Annotated in this window: 15 protein-coding genes, 1 tRNA gene and 1 pseudogene; 10 read left to right on the forward strand and 7 right to left on the reverse strand. The window is 70.4% G+C overall.

The window, feature by feature from the left end:
• Positions 1-45: 45 nt before the first annotated feature.
• From ACFU5K_RS08025 to ACFU5K_RS08040, 4 genes and pseudogenes are all read right to left on the reverse strand, one after another.
• Entirely contained in the window at positions 46-4,716 is a 4,671-nt protein-coding gene (locus ACFU5K_RS08025; RefSeq protein ID WP_384058077.1) for a DUF6531 domain-containing protein, read from the reverse strand.
• Positions 4,717-4,933: 217 nt separating this feature from the next.
• Positions 4,934-5,946, reverse strand: a pseudogene (locus ACFU5K_RS08030) (MarR family transcriptional regulator).
• Between the two features lie 827 nt (positions 5,947-6,773).
• Positions 6,774-6,900 (reverse strand) — tRNA-OTHER (locus ACFU5K_RS08035).
• A 41-nt stretch (positions 6,901-6,941) separates the two neighbouring features.
• Positions 6,942-7,673 carry a hypothetical protein gene (locus tag ACFU5K_RS08040; RefSeq protein ID WP_384058079.1) on the reverse strand — a complete coding sequence of 244 codons (732 nt, stop codon included), beginning with the start codon at positions 7,671-7,673 and terminating at the stop codon, positions 6,942-6,944.
• Positions 7,674-7,725: 52 nt separating this feature from the next.
• Between ACFU5K_RS08040 and ACFU5K_RS08045 the strand changes: the two genes are divergently transcribed.
• Genes ACFU5K_RS08045 through ACFU5K_RS08055 form a run of 3 tightly spaced genes read left to right on the forward strand, consistent with a single transcriptional unit; the run spans position 7,726 to position 9,038 of the window.
• A complete protein-coding gene (locus ACFU5K_RS08045; protein ID WP_384058081.1) occupies positions 7,726-7,905 on the forward strand; it encodes a flavin reductase family protein in 180 nt (59 codons plus the stop codon).
• Complete coding sequence (locus ACFU5K_RS08050) at positions 7,902-8,831, forward strand: MBL fold metallo-hydrolase (RefSeq protein ID WP_384058083.1); 930 nt, start codon at positions 7,902-7,904, stop codon at positions 8,829-8,831. Before ACFU5K_RS08045 ends, ACFU5K_RS08050 begins: the two co-directional genes overlap by 4 nt.
• 48 nt (positions 8,832-8,879) lie before the next feature.
• On the forward strand, positions 8,880-9,038 hold the full coding sequence (locus ACFU5K_RS08055; protein ID WP_384058084.1) for a hypothetical protein: 159 nt from the start codon (positions 8,880-8,882) through the stop codon (positions 9,036-9,038).
• A gap of 159 nt (positions 9,039-9,197) precedes the next feature.
• Here ACFU5K_RS08055 and ACFU5K_RS08060 read toward each other — a convergent pair whose 3' ends face one another.
• Positions 9,198-10,319: a nuclease-related domain-containing protein gene (locus ACFU5K_RS08060; protein WP_384058086.1), complete on the reverse strand. Its 1,122-nt coding sequence runs from the start codon at positions 10,317-10,319 to the stop codon at positions 9,198-9,200.
• 317 nt (positions 10,320-10,636) lie between these two features.
• Entirely contained in the window at positions 10,637-11,692 is a 1,056-nt protein-coding gene (locus ACFU5K_RS08065) for a Ku protein (RefSeq protein ID WP_384058088.1), read from the reverse strand.
• Positions 11,693-11,758: 66 nt separating this feature from the next.
• Between ACFU5K_RS08065 and ligD the strand changes: the two genes are divergently transcribed.
• From ligD to ACFU5K_RS08090, 5 genes are all read left to right on the forward strand, one after another.
• Complete coding sequence (ligD, locus tag ACFU5K_RS08070; RefSeq protein ID WP_384058089.1) at positions 11,759-12,652, forward strand: non-homologous end-joining DNA ligase; 894 nt, start codon at positions 11,759-11,761, stop codon at positions 12,650-12,652.
• Positions 12,653-12,839: 187 nt separating this feature from the next.
• The gene (locus ACFU5K_RS08075) at positions 12,840-14,972 is read left to right on the forward strand and encodes a HEAT repeat domain-containing protein (protein WP_384058091.1); all 2,133 of its coding nucleotides are present in this window, start codon (positions 12,840-12,842) and stop codon (positions 14,970-14,972) included.
• Complete coding sequence (locus tag ACFU5K_RS08080) at positions 14,969-15,292, forward strand: zinc-ribbon domain-containing protein (RefSeq protein ID WP_384058093.1); 324 nt, start codon at positions 14,969-14,971, stop codon at positions 15,290-15,292. Before ACFU5K_RS08075 ends, ACFU5K_RS08080 begins: the two co-directional genes overlap by 4 nt.
• 82 nt (positions 15,293-15,374) lie before the next feature.
• Entirely contained in the window at positions 15,375-16,733 is a 1,359-nt protein-coding gene (locus ACFU5K_RS08085; protein WP_384058095.1) for an FtsW/RodA/SpoVE family cell cycle protein, read from the forward strand.
• The gene (locus tag ACFU5K_RS08090) at positions 16,730-18,187 is read left to right on the forward strand and encodes a peptidoglycan D,D-transpeptidase FtsI family protein (protein ID WP_384058097.1); all 1,458 of its coding nucleotides are present in this window, start codon (positions 16,730-16,732) and stop codon (positions 18,185-18,187) included. Before ACFU5K_RS08085 ends, ACFU5K_RS08090 begins: the two co-directional genes overlap by 4 nt.
• 136 nt (positions 18,188-18,323) lie before the next feature.
• Here the strand turns inward: ACFU5K_RS08090 and ACFU5K_RS08095 are convergent, their stop codons facing one another.
• A complete protein-coding gene (locus tag ACFU5K_RS08095; protein ID WP_384058099.1) occupies positions 18,324-19,433 on the reverse strand; it encodes a ferritin-like domain-containing protein in 1,110 nt (369 codons plus the stop codon).
• Between the two features lie 188 nt (positions 19,434-19,621).
• Between ACFU5K_RS08095 and ACFU5K_RS08100 the strand changes: the two genes are divergently transcribed.
• Together ACFU5K_RS08100 and ACFU5K_RS08105 are read left to right on the forward strand one after the other, a co-directional pair.
• Positions 19,622-20,557 carry a diiron oxygenase gene (locus ACFU5K_RS08100; RefSeq protein WP_384058101.1) on the forward strand — a complete coding sequence of 312 codons (936 nt, stop codon included), beginning with the start codon at positions 19,622-19,624 and terminating at the stop codon, positions 20,555-20,557.
• Between the two features lie 41 nt (positions 20,558-20,598).
• Positions 20,599-21,360 (forward strand): TetR/AcrR family transcriptional regulator, encoded by a 762-nt coding sequence (locus ACFU5K_RS08105; protein ID WP_384058103.1) that lies wholly within the window; start codon positions 20,599-20,601, stop codon positions 21,358-21,360.
• Positions 21,361-21,402 lie beyond the last annotated feature (42 nt).

A 21,402-nucleotide genomic window follows, 5' to 3' on the forward strand; every position in this document is an offset into this window, starting at 1 on the left:
CCCCGGGGCGGATCCAGAACAAGGTCCATGGAGATGCCTTTCGCCTTACTTCAGAAGGTCGTAATCAATCGTCCAGCCGCGCTTCGTGAGCATCGCCTGGAACTTCCTGTTGTCCTTGAGACTTTCCACCATATCGGCGATGTGAGTGTCATATTTGGTGCCGTAAAGAGCACGGATCTCGTCGATATCCATCTTCATCGCCTTGTCCCATCTGCCGGCATCGATGAGGCTCCGCTGTGTCGCACGCCATCGCCCGGACGCGGCACCCGACCCAGTGCTCGTGACGTTGCGGTGATCGTCGATCTCCATCCTGATGGACGGACCCATCCCCGCCCCGCCACCCCTCGCGTCCGTGCGGAAGCCCGGCTCGTCCAGGTGCGCGTACGACGCCTTCGCCGGGATGTGGTTGATCTCCATGTCCGTGCTGGTCACCCGTTCACCGTTCGCATCCCGGAGGTTGGCCGGTTTCATCCCGCTGTACCACCCCCCGTTCTCCGTACACCCCTTGGCGATGAGGCCTTCGGGGTCCATCCGCATGTGCGGATTGTTGACGTACGCGACGGGGTTGGGCGCGGGACCGAGCCCGAGAGGGTCGGGGCTGACGTATCGGGCGGTGGTGGGGTCGTAGTGGCGGAAGCAGTTGTAGTAGAGCCCCGTCTCGGCGTCGTCGTACTGTCCTGGGAAGCGCAGCGGTGTGTAGGCGGTCGCGCCACGGTTCCACGTGGTGCTTCCCCATACGGCCTTCCGTGTCCGCCAGGCGACGGTGCCGTGTTCGTCGACGAGTTCGCTGGGGGCGCCGATCAGGTCGGTGACAATAGCGAAGAAGCGCGCGTCGGTCTCGTCCTGCGTATGCCGGGATCCGACGCGGCGTTCCAACTGGGTCAGCGGCGTACGGCCGTCGTATTCCCAGGTCAACGTGATGCCGCTGGCGGTGTCGGTCTGCTCGGCCAAGCGGGTGCCGTCCCAGGCGAAGTGTATGGAGTGCGCGATCGTCGTGCCGTCGTCGGCCATACGGTGTTTGGCTGTGCGACGCCCCAGTGGATCGTAGGCGTACTCCCACAGCACGCCGTCGGGCGTGCGGCAGGCTGTCATCCGGCCTTCGGGATCCCAGGCGTAGTGCCAGTTGTCGGGCTTGCGCGACAGCCGTGTGCGCTGCCGCAGAACGGTGCGTCCCGCGGCGTCGTACCTGCAGCGCGTGTCGCCGGCGGTCAGCAGCCGCGTGCCCTCATACGTCCGGTCTCCTCGGGCATCGGTCCGGTGGGCGCCATCCGGCCAGGTGGCTGCGGCCTGGTTGCCCACCTCGTCGTAGGCGTAGGACTCCGTCCAGTTCTCCGCCGTCACGCGTACCGGGCGGCCCACTGGGTCGAGTTCGAAGTGGTGGGAGCTGTGGGTCCGTTCGTCCGTGACCCTCTCCAGGAACCCGTCCGCACGGTATGCGTACGAACGTGAGCTCAGGGTCCGGTCGGTGGTGGTCAGAGCCTGTGATGCCAGGCGCCCGGCCGCGTCCCAAGCGGAGGTGAGCGTGAGGTGCCCGTGGGCGAAGGTGCGTGTGACTTCACGTCCCCGCGGATCCCGTGTGAAGGCCAGAGCGTGTGAGCCTGTGATCAGCGCGGTGCGGTTGCCGGCCGCGTCATAGGAGAACTCCGAGACCACCCCTGTCGGAGTGGTACGTCGCACGATCCGGCCCGCGGCGTCGTAGTCGAAGCTCATGGTGCGACCGTCCACCGACTCGGCCACGACGCGTCCGAGGAGATCTCGTTCCCAGACCACCGGGCATTCGGGCGCGACCGCGCTGACCAGCCGTCCGGCCTGGTCATAGACGTAGCGAGTCACCTGCCCGGAGACGTCCTTCGACACCACGCGACCGCAGGCGTCGTAGGCGGTGGTGATCAGGTCGCCGAGTGGAGTCGTACGGGAGACGAGACGCCCGGCCGCGTCGTAGGCGTATCGGACGGTCCGGCCGTCGAAGTCGGTCTCCGCCACCAGGTTCCCGGCCGCGTCGTAGGTGTAGGCCCAGTTCAGGTTCTGGGGGTTGCGGACCTCGGTGAGCCGCAGCTCTGTGTCGTACCGGAACTCGTAACGGGCTCCATCGGCTCCCGTACGCGATGCGAGGAGGTCGAAGTGCGTGTAGGTGAAGAGGGTTGTGTCCCCGACGGGATCGGTGTGGGAAAGACAGTTGCCTTCGGCGTCCCAGGTCCAGGACTCCTCGGTCCCGTCGGGCCGGACACAGCGTGACAGCCAGCCCTCCGGCGTCCATTCCATGACGGTCACCGCACCGTCGGGGCCGATGTTGCGCAAGGGACGGCCGAAGGCGTCCCGCTCGACGGCGTAGTCATGGCCGAGCGGGTCGGTGAGCGTGAGGGCGACGCCCGCGGGATCGTGGGTCATCAGCTCGACGGCACCCGTCGGGTCGGTCCGCTCGCTCACGGCGCCGAGCACGCTGCGCCGGGAACGCGAGCACGAACCGTCCGGGGCGGTCAGGGAGACTTCGTTGCCCCGGTCGTCGTACCCGATCCGCCAGGCACTTCCGTCGGTGTCAGTGATCTCCTCGGGGAGATCGAACGCGTTGTAGAGCGTGGAGGACGTGCTGCCGTCCGGCTGCCGGACCATGGTCAGGTTACCTCGCTCGTCCCAGGTGAACTCAGCCGTGTGGCCCAGCCCGTCGGTGCGGGAGAGCAGGTTGTCCCACCGGTCCCACTGCCGGAAGACCGTATTGCCGAGAGGGTCGGTCTCCGCGATCGCCTGACCCAGATCGTTGAGGCGGGTGACGGTCACGGCACCGGTGGAATCCGTGAACCGGGTGACCCGCCCGGCCGCGTCGTACGAGAAGCGCGAGGAAAGGGCACCGTCCGGGCCCATGGTCTCCACGACGCGGCCGGCCGCGTCGTACGCGTAGCCGTAGGGGTAGCCGTTTCGGTCGGTCCACGAGGTGACGCGTCGCCCGGCATCGTAGGCGAAGAGCAGAGGCGGCCCCGAACAGTTGCTGACGGCCTGCAGATTGCCGTCTTCGTCGTAGCCGAAGGATGTCGTCTTCACCGGTCCTTCCGGCGTCCGCAGCGTCAGAGCGGTGACGCGACCCAGGTCCGGATCGCTTGAGACCTGCACACGGTAACCCCCGGCGTGGAACACGCCCGTCGGCAGACCGTCCTCCGCACGGCCAATGCTCAGGACGTTCCCGTTACGGTCCTCGATCCCTTGCAGCCAGTACTTGCCGCCGGTGTGAGTGTTTCCGGTGAAGTGCCGGATCAAGCCCGAATGCGGGTCGCTCACGCCGTAGGTGACATCGCCGAGCCCATTGCTCCGTACGCGAGTGAGCGGCAAACGGTCGCCCTCCACCGGCCGGACCTCGTCATCCTCCTCACGCGGTAGCTCCGGGTAGACCAGCACGGAACCGTCCTCACGGGCCCACAGCGCCCCTCCCCCGGCCATTTCCAGACGCTCATCAAGTGTGGAAGCCCAACTGGGCCCGAAACAGTAGCCGTAGCGGTACCCGGACACGTGCGTCCGGCGCAGGATCAGGGGCAGCACCGCGGGCAGGGCGAGGTCGGTCTGGGAGAGCACCATCTCCCCGGTGGCCACATCAACCGGGTCCGTCTTGCAGCGCCGCTTGGTCAGGGACACAGCCGTATCGCGGGGCGATTCCTGCGCGTCCCGCATCGACGGGGGGGTCCTGCGGCGCCCCCCTCCGTCGTCCACACGCCGTTCGCCCGTGCCATCACCCTTGCCGTCGCCCGAGGTGATCTTGTTCAGTCCGTCACGGATGTCGTGGTCGGTGTCCTTGTGGATCTTGGAGCTGCGGGTGATGCGGTCGGGTACCGTCTTGCCCACGTGGTCGCCGAGGTCGTCGAGCGCTTTTCCGAGCTTCTCCACCACCCCCTCGATCGTGGTGTCGAGCACAACGGTCAGGGAGTCCTTGCCCTTGGCCCGGCCATGGTGCCCTTTGGCCTTGCCCAGCTTGCCACCCGTCTTCTCACGCATCGTGATCCGCACACCGGCCAGATGCATCCCGGCCTTGCTGTGCGCATCGTGGTCGATCACCGGGCCGCCCCCCGGACCCGGCCCGCCGGCCCCGCCCACAGAGTTGATCTGCAGCGCGTCCTTACCCGCCTGTGCCGCCTGGTCGGTGTGGTAACCGTCCTGCACACCAGCGACGTTCAACGCCGTCTGGACGGCCAGGTCCGCGACTATGTTCTCGATCGCGGCCACCGCCGGCTCGGTGAGCGTCGCGACGATCTCGCTGACGGCCGCCTCGGCCATCTCCTTGAGGATCCGCTTGAAGGCGATGCGGGTCGCCGCGATCTTCGCCCCCGCCAGGAGCGCCGACAGACCGGCCGTCACCGGAGCGAACGCCAGGGTGATCCCCACGGTCGCGCACAGATCGGCCAGTTCGGCCACAGCGGCTATCTTGCGGGCCACGATGATGTCCGCGACCCGGTCCAGCGCGCCCGCGACAAGCCGTGCCGCCTTCGCCAGGTCCTTGTGCTTGCCCTGCACCTTCGACCAGTGAGCGTCCAGGGCAGTCAGCGACTCGCTCTGCCCGGTCGCGAGCAGCTTCTGGATGTGCTGGTAGGCGGCGTACGCGTCGTCGTCCGCGTCGTCCCCGAACTCCCGCAACGCGTCCGCCATATCGCGGTACGCGTCCTCGTCCACGTTCGGCCAGCCCACACCGACCACATCGAGCATCGTGTCGACACCCTCAGGAATCGTGTACCCCACGATGCAACCCCCCGGTTAACGGATCATCAGCTCGTCCCACCATACGATTGACCGCCATGTCCCTGCCCGACGACCGGGAGAGGCGGGCGGAATGGCCCGCCGATGCGCCCACCAGCTATCCGGGAGTGCTGATGGCCCGGGTACCGACCCGCGCGGCCGCGCCGGTCTCGACGACGCGGCCGGGAACTCGGAGCGAGAGGCGTCCGCCACATATCCCTCAGGGCGTGCGCATCAGGTTACGGAGGCCGGCGACGAGGGCCGGGATGTCGCGTTGGGCTTCGCCCGGGGTTGCGGCCTCTGGTGAATCCGCCGACTGGGCCGTGGTGCGGCAGGAGCGGCAGAGGCCGTCCGGGAGCGCCTCGGCCGGGCCGGGGCGGCCGCAATCGGTGCACTCGACCAGGACGCTATGGACGTGAGTCCCGGGCAGGCCCTGCGTCGGTGCGGGTGCTGCGGGCAGGTGGGGTGGCATCTTGTCGGTGAGGCGGCGGCGAACCAGGCCGATGGGTGATCCGACCTGCTCGGGAAGTCCGGCGGTGAGCGCCGAAGTCAGGTAGTCGGCGTCGGCACCGCGCGCGAACCAGGCGGCGGCGAGGGGCTCCAGGACGGCACAGTCAGCAGCGGAGAGTGCCAGGCGCGGTTCGCGGCGGCCGAGTTCGGCGAGGGCGCGGTAGGCGGGGGAAGGCGCCTCGGCGGGGCATGGGGTGTCTGCGCTCGGCTCGTCCTGCGGCGCCGGGGGCGGAGTCGAGGCGGGTCGCGTCGTGGTGCCTGGCTCCGCACTGCGCTGCTGGGGTACGACCGTCGACTCGGCGGAGGGTACGGGCGCCTGTTCCGAGGCGGCGGTCGCCTCGCCTGCCAGCCTGGCGACCCACCACTCGTTGTCATGAGCGGTACGTGACCAGTAGGTGAGCGTCACCCACCGGCACTGGCCTTCGCCTTCGACCCGGCAGCGCACGCGGCGCAGATGTCCGGCCACGGCCAGCGCGCGCAGCGCGGTGCCGATGGCCATCTGGCCGTACAGGGGGCAGGACTTTGGCCAGCGACTTGATGTCCATGGCGGCGCCGTCGGGCAGGTGGTCGACATACCCGGCGACATACCGTTCGCGCTCCGGCAGGAGGGCGAAGTCGGCTCGTTGGGCTTGACGTTGGCCGGGGATGGACTGCTTACCGTAGCCGGTGCGGGCGTGAGGCTGCGGGGGCGGGCAGCGCGGAGTTAGGGTGCTGGATAGCCACGAGATCGTCTTTCTTGGGAATCGATCTTGGGTCAGACCCCGGCCGGTGCGGCTAACACCGCGTCGGGGTCGTCTCGTTGCGGGCACCGTAAGCAGCTGCGACTCTACGCCGCAACTCGATCACGAGTAGTCACACTTGCTGACCGTGGCAGGGTAGGGAGGGAGGGGAGGTTTCCCCAATGGCCCTTACCTGCCTTCCGGTTGAACAACACGTCTCGAATCCCGGAGCTCGAATCTGGACCCCCGGAACCCGAAGCTCAAACGTCGACCCAGGGCCCCTCCCCGGACCCTCGAACGAGTGAGCAGGGCTCCACGATGCTCGAACCCCGAGACTTGAGACTCGAGCGCCTGGACGGCGACCGCACTACCACGACGGCGTCGTAGTGAAATCGACGACGCCTGACCGTCCTGGCCCAGGGCCTCAGCCGCGACCTACCCGCACTTCCTGCGTACGCTGCGTCAGCGTACGCACCGAGTTTAGGCGACGGCCGATGCGAAGAACCCGCCCAGCGGCCGTGGTACTCGCATCCCACAGTAGGCCGGGCCCAGACGTGGCGGAGCCCGGGAGTCGTATCCAGCTCCCGGGCCCCTGAGGATGCCACCCGTTGCGCGTGCCGGCGCCGTTTAAGGGTGCGGATCAGTCGTCATACCGTCGCGTTCTGCCTTTGAACTACCGCGCCAGGAAGAGGCGCAGGCCGGATTCGAACCAGCATTCAACGGTGTTCGTCCGCAACCGGTCGATCCGGCAGTCGGTGGCGATGCTGAATCTGGAGCGAGAGTCTGAGTGTGATCACGGCTGCCTCTGCCAGGTTGGGCTACCCCGGCGCGTGGTGCCGGGGGAAGGACTCGAACCTTCACTGTGACCGCGTCGTCAGGCTGAACGTCAGTTTCAGCTTGCGCTCCTGCCGCACGCCGGAACTCGATTCCGGCGCACGTCGGGTTGCGCGACCCCCGCGTCGTACGCGGGGGCGATGTGGGATGTTACTGCGGCCGGCGTCAGCCGAACAGGTAACCGAACACGGCGTCGCCGACCCGCTGGTCGGTGACCTCGGCGCCGTTGGCCTCCTCGCGGGCGAACTTCACCGCCTGCTGGAGCTTCTCGACCCGCTCCAGCAGCTCGTTCACCCGTCGCGCCGGCAGCGCTCCGGAGAACTTCACGGTCGTCCAGTACCCGATCGGAACGTCCTCGTAGTACACGTCGACCTGCGCCGGGTGCTTCTCCGTCGCCTCGGCCTTCACGTGGTTGCGCGGGACCTTCTTCGTCCGGATCGTGCGCACCGGGTCCGTCTTCCACCAGTCGGTCGACGGGTCGAGCGACCAGGACTCCGAGGCGTCGAGCACGGGGAGCTTCTTCACGAAGGTGTGGAGGTCGGTGAGCTGCTTCTCCAGGAAGAGCAGGTAACTGACCGGCACTTCGGGGACGACCACCCGTCCGTCGACGGACACGTCGGCCCTGGCCGTGCAGTTGGCCCAGTCCTTGGTGGCGGTCACGTCGAACAGCCTGGTCAGCGAGACCGACATCTCACGCAGCGCGTCCTCGGCCTTCACCTGCACGCGGGAGGACTCGGGCGGCAGCTGCTCGCCCTCCTCGTCCTTCGGCTGGTAGGTGCGCGAGATACCGGCCAGCAGCGCGGGCTTCTGGACCTTGTGGTGGGCCGCGGTGATGTCCTGGAGCGACTTGCCCTTGACACCCTTCTCCACGGCGATGATCTGGTTGAGCTTCGTCACTTCGCCCCCTTCGGATGCCAGGAAGCTATCGCACGGGGTCACGGGCAACGCGGTGCTCCCCGACGCGGAGGCGGCGTTCGAGTGCGTGCTGGACGCGGAGTACGCCGCCGGGGACCACACACTGCTCGTCGGCCGGGTCGTCGCACTGTCCGGCGGTCCGTCCGCCGCGGACCCGCTCCTCTTCCACCAGGGCCGCTTCGGCCGCCTGCCCGCCGCGGAGGCCGCCGCATGAGCACGGCCACCGCTGCGGGCATCGCACCGCCCGGCTCGCTGCTGCCGGTCGCCGACGGGGTGTACGCCTTCGTCCAGCCCGAGGGCGGCTGGTGCCTGAACAACGCCGGACTGGTCGCCGGCCGGGACTCCGCCGTCCTCGTGGACACGGCGGCGACGGGGTCCCGCACCCGGCGGCTCCGCGAGGAGGTGGCCCGCGTCGTGCCGGGCGGGCCTGACCACGTCGTCAACACGCACTTCCACGGCGACCACACCTTCGGCAACGGGCAGTTCGCCCCGCGTGCGGTGATCGTGGCCCACGAGGGGACCAGGTCAGACACGGCGGAGGCCGGTCTCGGCCTGCGCCATCTGTGGCCCGGCGTGGAGTGGGGCGAGACACCGCTGACCCTGCCCACGCTCACCTTCCGCGACGAACTCACCCTGCACCACGGCGACATGCGCACCGACCTGCTCCACGTGGGGCCCGCCCACTCGGCGAACGACGTCGTGGCGTGGGTGCCCGAACGGTCCGTCCTGTTCACCGGCGACGTGGTCTGGTCGGGGGTGACGCCGTACATCCTGATGGGGTCCGTGACCGGATCGCTGAAAGCCCTGGGCCGGCTGCGGGCGATGGAGCCCGCGGTGGTGGTCCCCGGCCACGGCCCGGTCGGCGGCCCCGAGCTCATCGACGCGACCCGGGCCTACCTCGTCCGCGTCCGGGAGCTGGCCGAGGACGGCCTGCGGCGTGGCCTGGGCCCGCTGCGGGCCGCGCGGGAGGCGGACCTCGGCGAGTTCGGCGGACTGCTGGACCCCGAGCGGCTGGTCGGCAACCTGCACCGCGCGTACGCGGAGCTCGGGGGCCTCGCCCCGGGTGACCGCATCGATGTGGCCGCCTCGTTCAAGGAGATGGTCGCCTACAACGGCGGGCTGCCGGACTGCCACGCCTGACCGCACACCCCGCACATCCCGTACGTCCCGAAGAAGGAGGACTCGTCGATGGAGACGATGCTGCTGGACCGCGGGACGGTGGAGCCACCGCCCGTGCCCCTTCCCGCCCTTCCCATCGCCGTCGTACCCCTCTGGGTGCCGCTGCTGCTGGCCGGGGACCCGGACGACGACGGGAGCGAGCCGCACATCTGCCGGGGCATCGACTGAACGGCTGCCGGATGGCCGACCGATCGGAAGAAACCGTTCAGACGGCGGGCGGGGCCACCGGGGTGTCGCGGTGGATGACCGGGCACGCCGTCGAGGAGGGCGCGGATGTCCCGCACCGCGTCCCCGTGGCAGTCCGCGCAGTCGGCCCGCGCCACGGGCTCACGCGTCCCGCCAGGCCTCCCTGTTGCGTGCCACGTCGTAGACCCGCTCCACCTGCGTGGCGGTGAGCACCCCGGTCAGCGGGGCGAGGGCGGACACCTGGCGTTCCCTGCAGACCCTGACGCCGGCCGGGGTGGCGACCACCTCGAGCTCGGTGACCCCGGTGAACACGAGTACGGTCTGGACGGGTACGTCGAAGGCGCAGTGGCCCTGGAGCACCGTCCTGGCGAGCCGCGCACCGGGGCGGGCGCCGAGCGCGTACGGCCGCGGGTCGCCGTCGTCGGCCCGCAGGGTCCCGTCGGCGATCCGCACGGATACCCCGGGATGGTGCTCGGTGCTCACGGCGAACACTCCGCCCGGTCCGATGAGCAGGTGCCCGAGCCAGGTGCCGTCGGGGAGTGGCACGGAGTGCAGGACACGCCAGCCGTGCCGCGTCAGCCGCCGGAGCTCGGCCCCGACCCGTCGCTCCCCCGCGAGAGCGGTCCGGCGCGGATCGGCCTCCCCGTGCCGCCGCAGGGCGCCGGTGGCCGCCCGTACGAGGGTGCCGGCGACGGACTCACCGAGCTGTTCCCGGAGTTCCTCGCCGGCCCGCCGGGCGGCGAGGTCGCTCGCGGGCGTCAGCGCGGGCAGCGCGGCCGCTCCACTCGACCGCCCGGGCTGCCTCCCTCCCTCCTGCTCCTGCTCCTGCTCCTGCTCCTGCTCCTGCTCCTGCTCCTGCTCCTGCTCCTGCTCCTGCTGATCCTCCGGCACGACGGGTGGGGATTCCTCCCGTGTCTCCGTCACGGCGGATGGCTGTTGCTCTCCCTCGGCGTCGGGCGCCCCGTCCGGTCCGTCCGGTGCGGGCGCCCGCTTCCGCATCCCGCGCATGGGCGGGATGCGCGGGACCTGCGGCGGGGTTCGCGGTACGGGCGGCCCGGCCGGCGCGTCCTCGCCGAGGAGGGCCGGCATGTCCGGGACCTGGCGGGCGAGCGCGTCCAGCACGGCGTCCCGGTATCGCGGGTGCAGGAACGTGATGGTGCCGTTGCCCAGATCCGCCCAGCCGATCGCGGTGCCGTCCGGAAGATTCACGTAGAGCCGGTCGTGCCCGAAGAGCTGCCATGACGTGACCTTGAGATCCTGCATCGTGCCCCCTCTGTTCACCGCTCCGGCGTCCCTGTCTCCCCCAGCCTGTCGGGCGGTCCGGCCGTCGGACAGGGCGCAGAGCGGGCGCGCGGAATCGGGAGCACGGCATTCCGGAGCCGGTCCGGGGCCGAAGTGCCCCGAACCGGCTCCGGTTGCCCGGTCGGACCAGGGGGAGACCCGGCGCCGGATAGCGTCCATCATGGCCTTCACTTCGCCCCTGACCTCGGAAACGGCCGCTTCGTCACCTGTACGGGCGGCATCGGCCACAAGATCGAGCCACTGGGCGACCGCGCGAGGCCACCGGAGCGGCCCGGGGCTCACTCAGGCCGGGAACGCTTCCGGGTGCCCGTGGCGGTCTTCTTCGCCGCGTCCCCGGTCGTCGCCTTCTTTCGCGCCGTCTTTCCGGAGGCCGCCTTCTTCGCCGGGGCCTTCTTCGCCGCGGACTTCGCCGGTGCGGTCCCCTTCCGTGCCCTCCCGCCCGGCGCCGCCTCCTTCTTCGCCGTACCGCCGCTACCGCCGCTACCGCCGCTGCCGCCGGAGCGGGGGGCGCGGCCCTCGATCGGGTGAACGTCGGCGTGCCTTCCGTCCTCCCGCTCCCCCTTGGACTCCTCGGCCGCCCGCACACTGTTCTCCAGCGCCGCCATCAGGTCGATGACCTTGCCGCCGGTCTCCTCTGTCTCCTCCCGGGCGACGGGTTCACCGGCCGCCTTCGCCGCGACGAGTTCCTCGACCGCCTCGCGGTAGTCGTCGTGCAGCGTGTCGAGGTCGGCCTCCCCGAGCGTGTTCATCAGGGCGTCGGCCAGGTCGAGTTCGGCGTCGCGGATCCTGACCCCGGAGTCCGGGGCGACGTCCTCGGGGGAACGGATCTCGTCCGGCCAGAGCAGGCCGTGCATCGCGATGACGTCACCCGTCACCCGCAGCATGCCGAGGCGCTCCCGGCCACGGATCGCGTACTTGGCCACGGCGACCTTCCCGCTGCGTCTCAGCGCCTCGCGGAGCAGGGTGTACGGCTTGGAGGCGGGGACCCCGTTCGCCTGGAGGTAGTAGGCGGAGTCCAGTTGGAGGGGGTCGATGGCCGAGGAGGGCACGAATCCCTCGATCTCGATGGTCTTGGCGGTGGGGAGCGGGAGTGAGGCGAGGTCCTCGTCGGTCACGGGGATCACCGTGCCGTCCTCCCCCTCGTAGGCCTTGACGGTCTCGGAGGCGGGCACCTCCTCCTCGTCCAGCTCGCAGACCTTGCGGTACCGGATGCGGCCGCCGTCGGTGAGGTGGATCTGCCGGAAGGAGATGGCGTGGTTCTCCGTGGCGTTCATGAGCTTGACCGGGATGCTGACCAGCCCGAAGGAGATGGCGCCGTTCCAGATGGACCTCACCGTTCACCCCTAACGCCCGCAGCCCGCACCGACCACATCGGTACGATTTCGTGTGATTCTTATCGTATGACGCCGATCACAGAGGTGGAGGGGCGGCGCCTGGCGCTCAGCAATCTCGACAAGGTGCTGTATCCGGCGACCGGGACCACCAAGGGCGAGGTGCTGCACTACTACGCGGCCACGGCGGCGGACGCGATGCTCCCGCACCTGCGGGGCCGCCCGCTGTCCTTCCTCAGATATCCGGACGGACCGGAAGGGCTGCGCTTCTTCACCAAGAATCCACCGCCCGGTACACCCGACTGGGTGCGCACCGCCCCCGTCCCCCGCCACGACGAGCCGGAAGCCCGTCAGGTGCTCGTGGAGGATCTGCCCTCGCTGATGTGGGCGGCCAACATGGTGGTGGAGTTCCACACCCACCAGTGGCGGCAGGACTCCCCCGCGATCGCCGACCTGATGGTGTTCGACCTCGATCCCGGACCGCCCGCGAGCATCCTCGAATGCCGCACGGTCGCCCTCTGGCTGCGCGAGCGGCTGGCCACCGACGGGCTTTCCTCGTACGGGAAGACCTCCGGCTCCAAGGGCCTGCATCTGCTCGTGCCCCTGGAGCCCACGCCCTCCGAAGAGGTGACGGCGTACGCGAAGGGCCTGGCGGTCGAGGCGCAGCGGGCTCTGCCCGAGCTGGCCGTGTACCGGATGACCCGCGCGCTCCGGCCCGGGAAGGTGTTCGTGGACTTCAGCCAGAACGCCGCCGCGAAGACCACCGCCGCCCCCTACACCCTGCGCGCGAGGAGCAGCCCGACAGTCTCCGCACCCGTCACCTGGGACGAGATCGAGGCCTGCGGTGATCCGGCCGAGCTGGTCTTCCTGGCGGGCGACATGCCCGCGCGGCTGGACCGGTACGGCGATCTGTTCGGCCCGCTGAACGATCCCGGGCAGGCCCGCCCCCTGCCCGGCGACTGAGAGCCTGTCGGGTGACCTCTGATCGGAACAGGCCGCACACAGCCCGTTCACAGCCCCGGCGGGTGTGGCGGGGAAAGGCGGCAAGTGGTGGGTGTGGATTGTCCTGGCGGTGGTGCACACTCTGCCCAGACGCTGCTTCCCGGACGCGGTTCCCGGGAGCGGAGGAAAGACACGGGGAGGGTGTGGCGTGTTCGCGGGGATCGACGAGGTCGACTGGGCCTCGATGGAGCATGCCTACGGCCCGGCGGACGATGTGCCGGGCCTCCTCCACGGGCTCGCCTCGGCCGATCCGGCGGAGCGCGAGAGCGCGCTGGACGGGATGTACGGCGCGGTGCACCACCAGGGCGACGTATACGCCTGCACCCTCGCCTGCATCCCCTTCCTCTTCGAGCTGGCCGCGGATCCGGGGATACGCGACCGGGGCGGCATAGTCGAGCTGCTCACGAGCATCGGCGGCATCGACCTGGACGAGACCGACGAGGACGAACTGTCCGAGCTGGACGAGGACGAGATCGAGGGAGTCGCGAACTACGCGATGGCGGCGGCCGCCGTCTCCGCCGGCTCCTCGGTGTTCTTCGGGCTCGTCGCCGACAAGGACCCCGGGGTGCGCCTCGCGGCTCCGCTCGCCCTCGCCACGCTGCACGGCAGACCCGCCCGGGTGCTGGCACTGCTGCGGGAGCGACTGCCGGTCGAGAAGGACGACGAGGTGCGGCTCGCGCTCGTCGAGGCCGCGGGCCGGGTCGCGCTGCGCCACCGGCCGCTGGCGGGGCAGGTGGCCAACTGGCTGAGCGGGCTCGCCGCCGGGGCCTACCCGCCGGGGCTGCGGCTCGCGGCCCTCGCCCAGCTGGCCAGATGCGCACCGGACGCGCTGCCCGGCGACGTCGTGCGGGTGGTCGCGGGGCTGCTGAGCGAGCTGCGTTCACAGGCCGCCGCCCCGGAGCCGTCGCCGTCCCCGGCTCCGGGCACGGACGACGCGACGGGCGACCGGACCACCACCGCGCCCACGCTGGTGGGTCAGCTGCGGGCGCTGTCCGCCGAGGAGTCCGCGGGCCGCAGCACCCCGTGGGCCGCCGACCTGCTGCGGACCCTGCACAGCGGCCTGGACGACCGGGTCGCGGACCGCACGGCGCTGCTGACGGACCAGCTGGGCAGCCCGGACCCCTGGCAGCGCATCGACGCCGTGCGGATGAGCGGGGGGCTGATGCGGGCCTGGCGCGGTTCGTACGAGGGCCTGGTGAGGCTGGTCGGCGGGCATCTGGCCGATCCGGAGCAACGGCTGGCCGACGCCGCCTCGCACGTACTGGAGGAGCTCTTCGGCCTGGCCGCACCGGCGGCCGATGCCCTCGCCGCGAGGGTGGCGGCGGATCCCGGGTCCTGGGTGAAGGACTGGGCGAGCGGACCGCCCGGCCTCGGCTCGTCGGTGAAGGCACTGGCCAGGCTCGGTGACGCCCGGGTCCTGCCCGCCCTCGCGGCGGCGCTGGAGCGGCCGGAGGTCCCTCACGACGTGGGGTTCGCGATCGGTCACCTCGGGGCGGCGGCGGCCCCGCTCGCCGGGACGCTGCGCCGCCGGCTGGGCGAGGTCGGCCTGGACGAGGGTGCCTACGACCGGGCGAGTCCGCTGCTCGGGGGACTGACCGCCCTGCGGGCGGGCGAGGCGGCACCGGAGGTGCTGCGGGTGCTGCGTGGGGCTCCCGAGTACCGGGGGGAATGGCTGCGCACGGCCGCACTGCGGGCGCTGGGTTCGTTCGGCACCGATGCGGAGTGCGCCGTGCCCGAGCTGCGCCGTCTGATCGCCCGGCCCGGCACCGCGGCCGCGACGGAGGCCGCCGAGGCCCTGTGGGCGATCACAGGGGACACCGGGGCGGTCCTCCCGGTGCTGGCGGAGGGTCTGCGTACCGAGCAGGTGCACGACTGCCGGGCGGCGGCGAGCGCGCTGGGAGCACTGGGCAGGAGCGCCGAGGTGGTGGCACCACGGCTGAAGGCCCTGCTGGCGCACGACGAGCTGTGGCTGCGCGTCGAGGCGGCGATCGCGTTGTGGAAGGTCTCGGGCCGGACCGGTGACGTGCTGCCGGTGCTGCTCTCGGCCTGGGAGAAGAACCGTCACGTCAGAGTCCGGGTCGCGCAATGCCTGGCGCGGATGGGGCCCGCTGGGGCAGGGTCGGACGCGACGCGGGTGCTGCGTGCGGAGCTCCTCTCCGTACGCCGCCACAACGCGATGGACGGCGGCTACGGCAGTCACGACACTCATGAGGACGAGAAGCTGCTGGCGCTGTGCCGGCGGGCACTTCGGAAAGACACGGGGAAGGGATCCACATCATGATCATCTTTGGCACCAAGGGGTATCTCCACCAGCTGGCGGTACTGACGATGGTGTGCGGCTGGTGCGGGAACCCCGCCGCGCACACCCTGCGCAAGCGGGTCACCAAGTTCACGCTGTTCTTCGTCCCGCTGTTCCCCTTCTCCACGAAGTACGCGACCCAGTGCACCTTCTGCGGCGGGGAGCGGAAGATACCGAAGGAGCAGGCCGACCAGCTCCTGGCCCAGGCGGGCCACGGCGGCCAGGACGGCAATCCGTACGGCGCCGCACAGCAGCAGCCCGGTTACGCGCCTCCCCAGGGCCAGAACCCGTACCAGCACTGAGCCCGGCACCGTTCGCCCGCCGAAGGGTGCCACGAAGCTGACATAAGGGAAATAGCACCCGGCGCTTGCTACGTTGCGGGGCATGACCGCAACGACGGCGGAGGCACGACCGCCCGAGCTACGCCTGCCCAAGCGGCGCGGGGTGGAGCTCTCGCTCCTGATCGGGGCCGTGCTCATCTCCGTCTACGGCTACGCGGCCGTCGGCCTCGCCCGGAACGACGCCGTACCCCCCGATGTCGCCGGGTACGGCGCCGGTCTCGGCCTCCTCGCCCTGCTCGCCCATCTCGCGGTCCGCTTCCGCGCGCCCTTCGCCGATCCGCTGCTGCTGCCCATCGCGGTCCTGCTGAACGGGCTCGGCCTGGTGCTGATCTACCGCCTCGACCTGGAGACACCCAGGAACCAGGCGGCGACGACCCAGCTGATCTGGTCGACGCTCGGCGTCGCCTTCTTCATCGCCGTGGTCGTGGTCCTGCGCGACCACCGGGTGCTCCAGCGCTACGCCTATCTGTCGGTCGCGGTGGCGCTGGTGCTGTTGATCGTCCCGATCTTCTTCCCCGCGGTGAACGGCGCGAAGATCTGGATCCGCATCGGCGGACTCTCCTTCCAGCCCGGCGAGTTCGCCAAGATCCTGCTCGCCGTGTTCTTCGCCGCCTACCTGGCGGCGAACCGCAACGCGCTGGCGTACACCGGGCGCAGGATCTGGAAACTCCAGCTCCCCACCGGCCGGGTCCTGGGCCCGATCGTCGCGATCTGGCTGCTCAGCGTCGGCGTGCTCGTCCTCGAACGGGACCTCGGCACCTCGCTCCTCTTCTTCGGCCTGTTCGTGATCCTGCTGTACGTCGCCACCGGCCGCACCGGATGGATCGCCGTCGGTCTGCTGCTCGCCGCCGCCGGCGCCTTCGTCGTCGGCTCGTTCGAACCCCATGTGCACAGCCGGGTGGAGGACTGGCTGAACCCGTACGCCACGATCGAGGCCGGGCAGGGGCCCAGCCAGCTCGCCCAGTCCCTCTTCGCGTTCGCCGCGGGCGGGCTGCTCGGCACCGGGCTGGGGCTCGGCCACTCCATCCTCATCGGCTTCGCGGCCAAGTCCGACTTCATCCTGGCCACCGCGGGCGAGGAGCTCGGCCTGGCCGGCCTCACCGCGATCTTCATGCTGTACGCGCTGCTCGTGGCCCGCGGCTTCCGGGCCGGTCTGGCGCTGCGGGACCCCTTCGGACGGCTGTTGTCCATCGGGCTCGCCTCGATCCTGGCGCTCCAGGTCTTCGTGATCGCGGGCGGGGTGATGGGGCTGATCCCGCTGACCGGGATGGCGATGCCCTTCCTTGCCCAGGGCGGTTCGTCGGTCGTCACCAACTGGATCATCGTGGCCCTGCTCATCCGGGTCAGCGACGTGGCCCGCACGCCGGACCCCGATGCCGCCGCCGACCGGGAGGAAACGTGATCCGCTACATCCGGCGTGCCGCCGGATTCTGCCTGCTCCTGCTGGTCGCCCTGCTGGCGAACGCGGCCCGTGTCCAGATCTTCGAGGCGGACGAACTCAACTCCAACTCCGCCAACCGCCGCACCACGATCGAACGTTACGACCGGCCGCGCGGCAACATCCTGGTGGGCGACGAGCCCGTCACGGGCTCCCGGGACACCGGGGAACAGCTGGCGTACGAGCGCACCTACCGGCACGGCCCGCTGTACGCGCCGGTGACCGGCTACGCCTCGCAGACCTACGGCACGACGCTGCTGGAGAACGCCGAGGACGGCATCCTGTCGGGGACCGACCCGATCCTCGCCCCGCTCCCGCTGTGGGGGGACGTCACCCGCAGCCCGCAGCCCGGTGGCGACGTCGTGACCACCATCAAGGCGTCGGCCCAGCGGGCCGCGTACGAGGGGCTGGACGGCCGGCGCGGGGCGGTCGCGGCGCTGGATCCGGCCACGGGCCGCATCCTGGCCCTCGTCACCTCCCCGTCGTACGACCCCGAGGTGCTCTCCGGAACGGGCTCGTCCGTCACCGACGCCTGGGCACGGCTCAACCGCGCGCCCAGCCAGCCTTTGCTCAACCGGGCCATCCGGGAGACCTATCCGCCCGGTTCCACCTTCAAGATCGTGACCGCGGCGGCGGCGCTGGACGCGCGGGTGGTCACCGATCCGGACGCCGACACGGACACCCCGTCCCCGTACGTCCTGCCCGGCACGTCCACCGTGCTGCCCGACGAGGCGAGGGGCTGCCGGAAGGCGTCCCTGGCGGAGGCGATCCGGGTGTCCTGCAACACGGTGATGGCGCACCTCGGCGTCGAAGTGGGGCTGGAGGGGATGCTGGAGGCGGTGGACAGGTTCGGGTTCAACGACAACGACCTCAAGATCCCCTCCCGGGTGGCCCGCAGCAACTTCGACTCGGACATGAGCGACGACCAGCTGGCCCTGTCCTCCATCGGCCAGTTCGACACGGCGGCGACCCCCCTGCAGATGGCGATGGTCGCCTCGGCCGTGGCCAACGGCGGCGAACTGATGCGCCCCCGGCTGGTGGACCGGGTGACCACCGACGACGGCGACACGGTCCGGCAGCAGGGCAACGAGTCGTACCACCGCGCCATGAACCCCGCGACGGCCCAGCAGCTCCAGCGGATGATGGTCGACGTCGTGGAGAACGGGACGGGGTCGAACGGGGCGATCGACGGTGTGAGGGTCGGCGGCAAGACAGGTACCGCCCAGCACGGCGTCGGCAACTCGGGGATCCCCTACGCCTGGTTCATCTCCTGGGCGCAGGCACCGGACTCCGGCCGGCCGGCGGTCGCCGTCGCGGTGGTCGTGGAGGACGCGTCGGCGGTCCGGGCCGATGTCAGCGGCGGCGGCGACGCCGCCCCTATCGCCCGGGCGGTGATGGAGGCCGCCCTGGAGGACTGAGACTTGGGTTCCATGACCTCGGCCCTGGAAGCGGCTCTCGCCCGGATCGACCTGCTAGGTGCGGACGCGGAGCCCCTGGGCATGGCATCAGGCCGGGAACGGACACGCCCGGGCCGTACGGAGGGCGCGGACCCCTTCACCCGTGCGCGCGGCCCTCGGCTATCGCTTCGGCGACCTCCGCCACCCGCTCCTGCTCCTCCACCGCGAAGCGGTCCCGGTCGAGTTGTTCGGCGATCTCCTCGTCCTGGGCCATCAGGAGGTCGAGGTTCGAGTCGCCCAGTTCGAAGACGCCCATGTCGACGTAGGCCTTCTGGAGCCGCTCGCCCCAGAGGCCGATGTCCTTGACGCACGGGACGATCCGGCTGAAGAGCAGCTTGCGGAAGAGCTGCAGGTACTCCGAGTGCTCGGACAGGGCCTTGGCCTCCTGCTTGCCGATGCCGAAGTTCTCCAGGACCTCGACGCCGCTGAGCCGGTCGCGCATCAGGTGGCAGCCCTCGATGACGAACTCCTCGCGCTCGCCGAGTTCGGCGTCGCTCAGCTGCTTGTAGTAGTCGCGCAGCGCCATCCGCCCGAAGGCGACGTGCCGGGCCTCGTCCTGCATGACGTACGCGAGGATCTGCTTGGGGAGCGGCCGGGTCGTGGTGTCGCGGATCATGCCGAACGCGGCCAGCGCGAGCCCTTCGATGAGCACCTGCATGCCGAGGTAGGGCATGTCCCAGCGGGAGTCGCGCAGGGTGTCGCCGAGCAGCCCCTGGAGGTTGCCGTTGACCGGGTAGAGCATTCCGATCTTCTCGTGCAGGAAGCGGCCGTAGATCTCCGCGTGCCGCGCCTCGTCCATCGTCTGCGTTGCGGAGTAGAACTTCGCGTCCAGGTCGGGTACCGACTCGACGATGCGGGCGGCGCACACCATGGCGCCCTGCTCACCGTGCAGGAACTGGCTGAACTGCCAGGAGGTGTAGTGCTTGCGCAGTTCGCCGCGATCCCGCTCGGTCATCTTCGCCCAGTGCGGCGTCCCGTAGAGCGTGAGGGCCTCGTCCGGGGTTCCGAGGGGGTCGGCCGGGTCGACCTCCAGACTCCAGTCGATGCGCTTGTTGCCGTCCCACTGCTTGTCCTTGCCCTTCTGGTAGAGGGCGAGGAGGCGCTCGCGCCCGTCGTCGTAGTCCCAGCTGAAGCGAGCGGCGCCGGTGGCAGGGACCTGCCATGTCGGCGCCGGGGGCGGGGTGACGTAAAGGTCGTGTGTCGACACGGACAGCTCCTTCGCCTGGCGAGGATCGTACGTTCCGTGGTGCTGCGGTCAGTTGGCAGGTTCACACGTTGGTAGACACGCGGTCAACAAGTCGCGCACAAGGGATTGACTGGCTTGCTGACAGGCAGTCTCATAATCCTGAGCAGAGAACCGACCGCCGGTAACCCATGTGCGAGGGGCCCACAGCCATGACGACAGTGACCGACGAGGACATCCAGGCCCTGCGCGACGCGCTCGGCCCGCTCAAGGACCGCGAACAGGTCGCCGTCAGGCTGCTGGAGGCCTCCGCCAAGCACTCCTTCGACCCTGACACCGAACTCGACTGGGACTCGGCCGTGGAGGACGGCAAGTGGTTCTGGCCGCCGGAGCTGGTCTCCCTCTACGACACCCCGCTGTGGCGGAAGATGTCCGAGGACCAGCGGATGGAGCTGGCGCGCCACGAGGCGGCGTCACTGGCCTCCCTCGGCATCTGGTTCGAGATCATCCTCATGCAGCTGCTCGTCCGGCACATCTACGACAAGTCCGTGACCAGCAAGCACGTGCGCTACGCCCTCACCGAGATAGCGGACGAGTGCCGGCACTCGATGATGTTCGCCCGCATGATCGAGTGGGGCGGCGCCCCCGCCTACCCCGTGCCGCAGCGCTACCACAACCTGGCGCGGGTGCTGAAGACGGTCTCCACCACCCCCGGTTCCTTCGCCGCGACCCTGCTCGGCGAGGAGATCCTGGACTGGATGCAGCGGCTCACCTTCCCCGACGAGCGCGTCCAGCCGCTCGTACGCGGAGTGACCCGCATCCACGTCGTCGAGGAGGCACGTCATGTGCGCTACGCGCGCGAGGAGTTGCGCCGCCAGATGGCGACCGCGCCCTCCTGGGAGCGGCGCATGACCAGGCTGAGCTGCGGGGAGGCCGCGCGCGTCTTCTCCGTGTGCTTCGTCAACCCGCAGGTGTACGACAACATCGGCCTGGACCGCCACGAGGCCGTCGCCCAGGTGAAGGCGAGCGGGCACCGGGCCGAGGTCATGCAGACGGGGGCGAAGCGGCTCACCGACTTCTTCGACGACATCGGGGTGCTGGGCGGAGTCGGGCGCAGGCTGTGGAAGAGCTCGGGTCTGCTGGCCTGAGGCCGCTCCCCCTTGTGGAGGGAGCGCTTAGGCTTCGGAGTATGACCTCCGCACCCGCAGCACCGCCGGCCCGCGCGTACCGACGGCTCGGTGTCGAGGAGCGCCGCACCCAACTGCTCGGCGCGGCGCTCACGCTCTTCGCGCACCGGGCGCCGGACGACGTCTCGATCGACGAGGTGGCGGTCGCGGCCGGGGTCTCCCGCCCGCTCGTCTACCGCTACTTCCCCGGCGGCAGGCAGCAGTTGTACGAGGCGGCTCTCGGGTCCGCCGCCGACCAGCTCACGCTGTGCTTCGCGGAGCCCGCCGCCGGCCCGCCGACCGAGCGGGTGAGCCGTGTCCTGGACCGCTACCTCGGCTTCGTCGACCAGCACGACGCCGGTTTCAGCGCGTTGCTGCGCGGCGGCAGCGTGGCGGAGACCTCACGCACGACGACGATCGTGGACGGGGTGCGCAGGGCCGCCGCCGAGCAGATCCTGCTCCACCTCGGGCGTGGCTCCGGGCCGGGACAGGAACCCGCCGGGCCCCGGCTGCGGATGATGGTGCGCACCTGGATCGCCGCAGTGGAGGCCGCGTCCCTGATCTGGCTGGACGAGGAGAAGCTGCCGTCGGCCGCCGTCCTGCGCAGCTGGCTGGTCGACCATCTGATCGCCCTGCTCGCGGCCACCGCGGCCTCGGACGAGGAGACCGCCGCCGTGGTGGCCGAGCTGCTGGCCCAGGAGACAGCGGACGGTCCCGCCGGACGGCTGGCGGCCCTGATCGTCCCGGTGGCGGGGCACGCGGCGCACCTGCTGCCGCCCGTCTGAGCTTGGCGTTCAACACCGCAGGTCACTCGACCTGCGGTGTTG

This window comes from Streptomyces sp. NPDC057428 (assembly GCF_042803195.1).
In the GTDB taxonomy this organism is placed as follows: domain Bacteria; phylum Actinomycetota; class Actinomycetes; order Streptomycetales; family Streptomycetaceae; genus Streptomyces.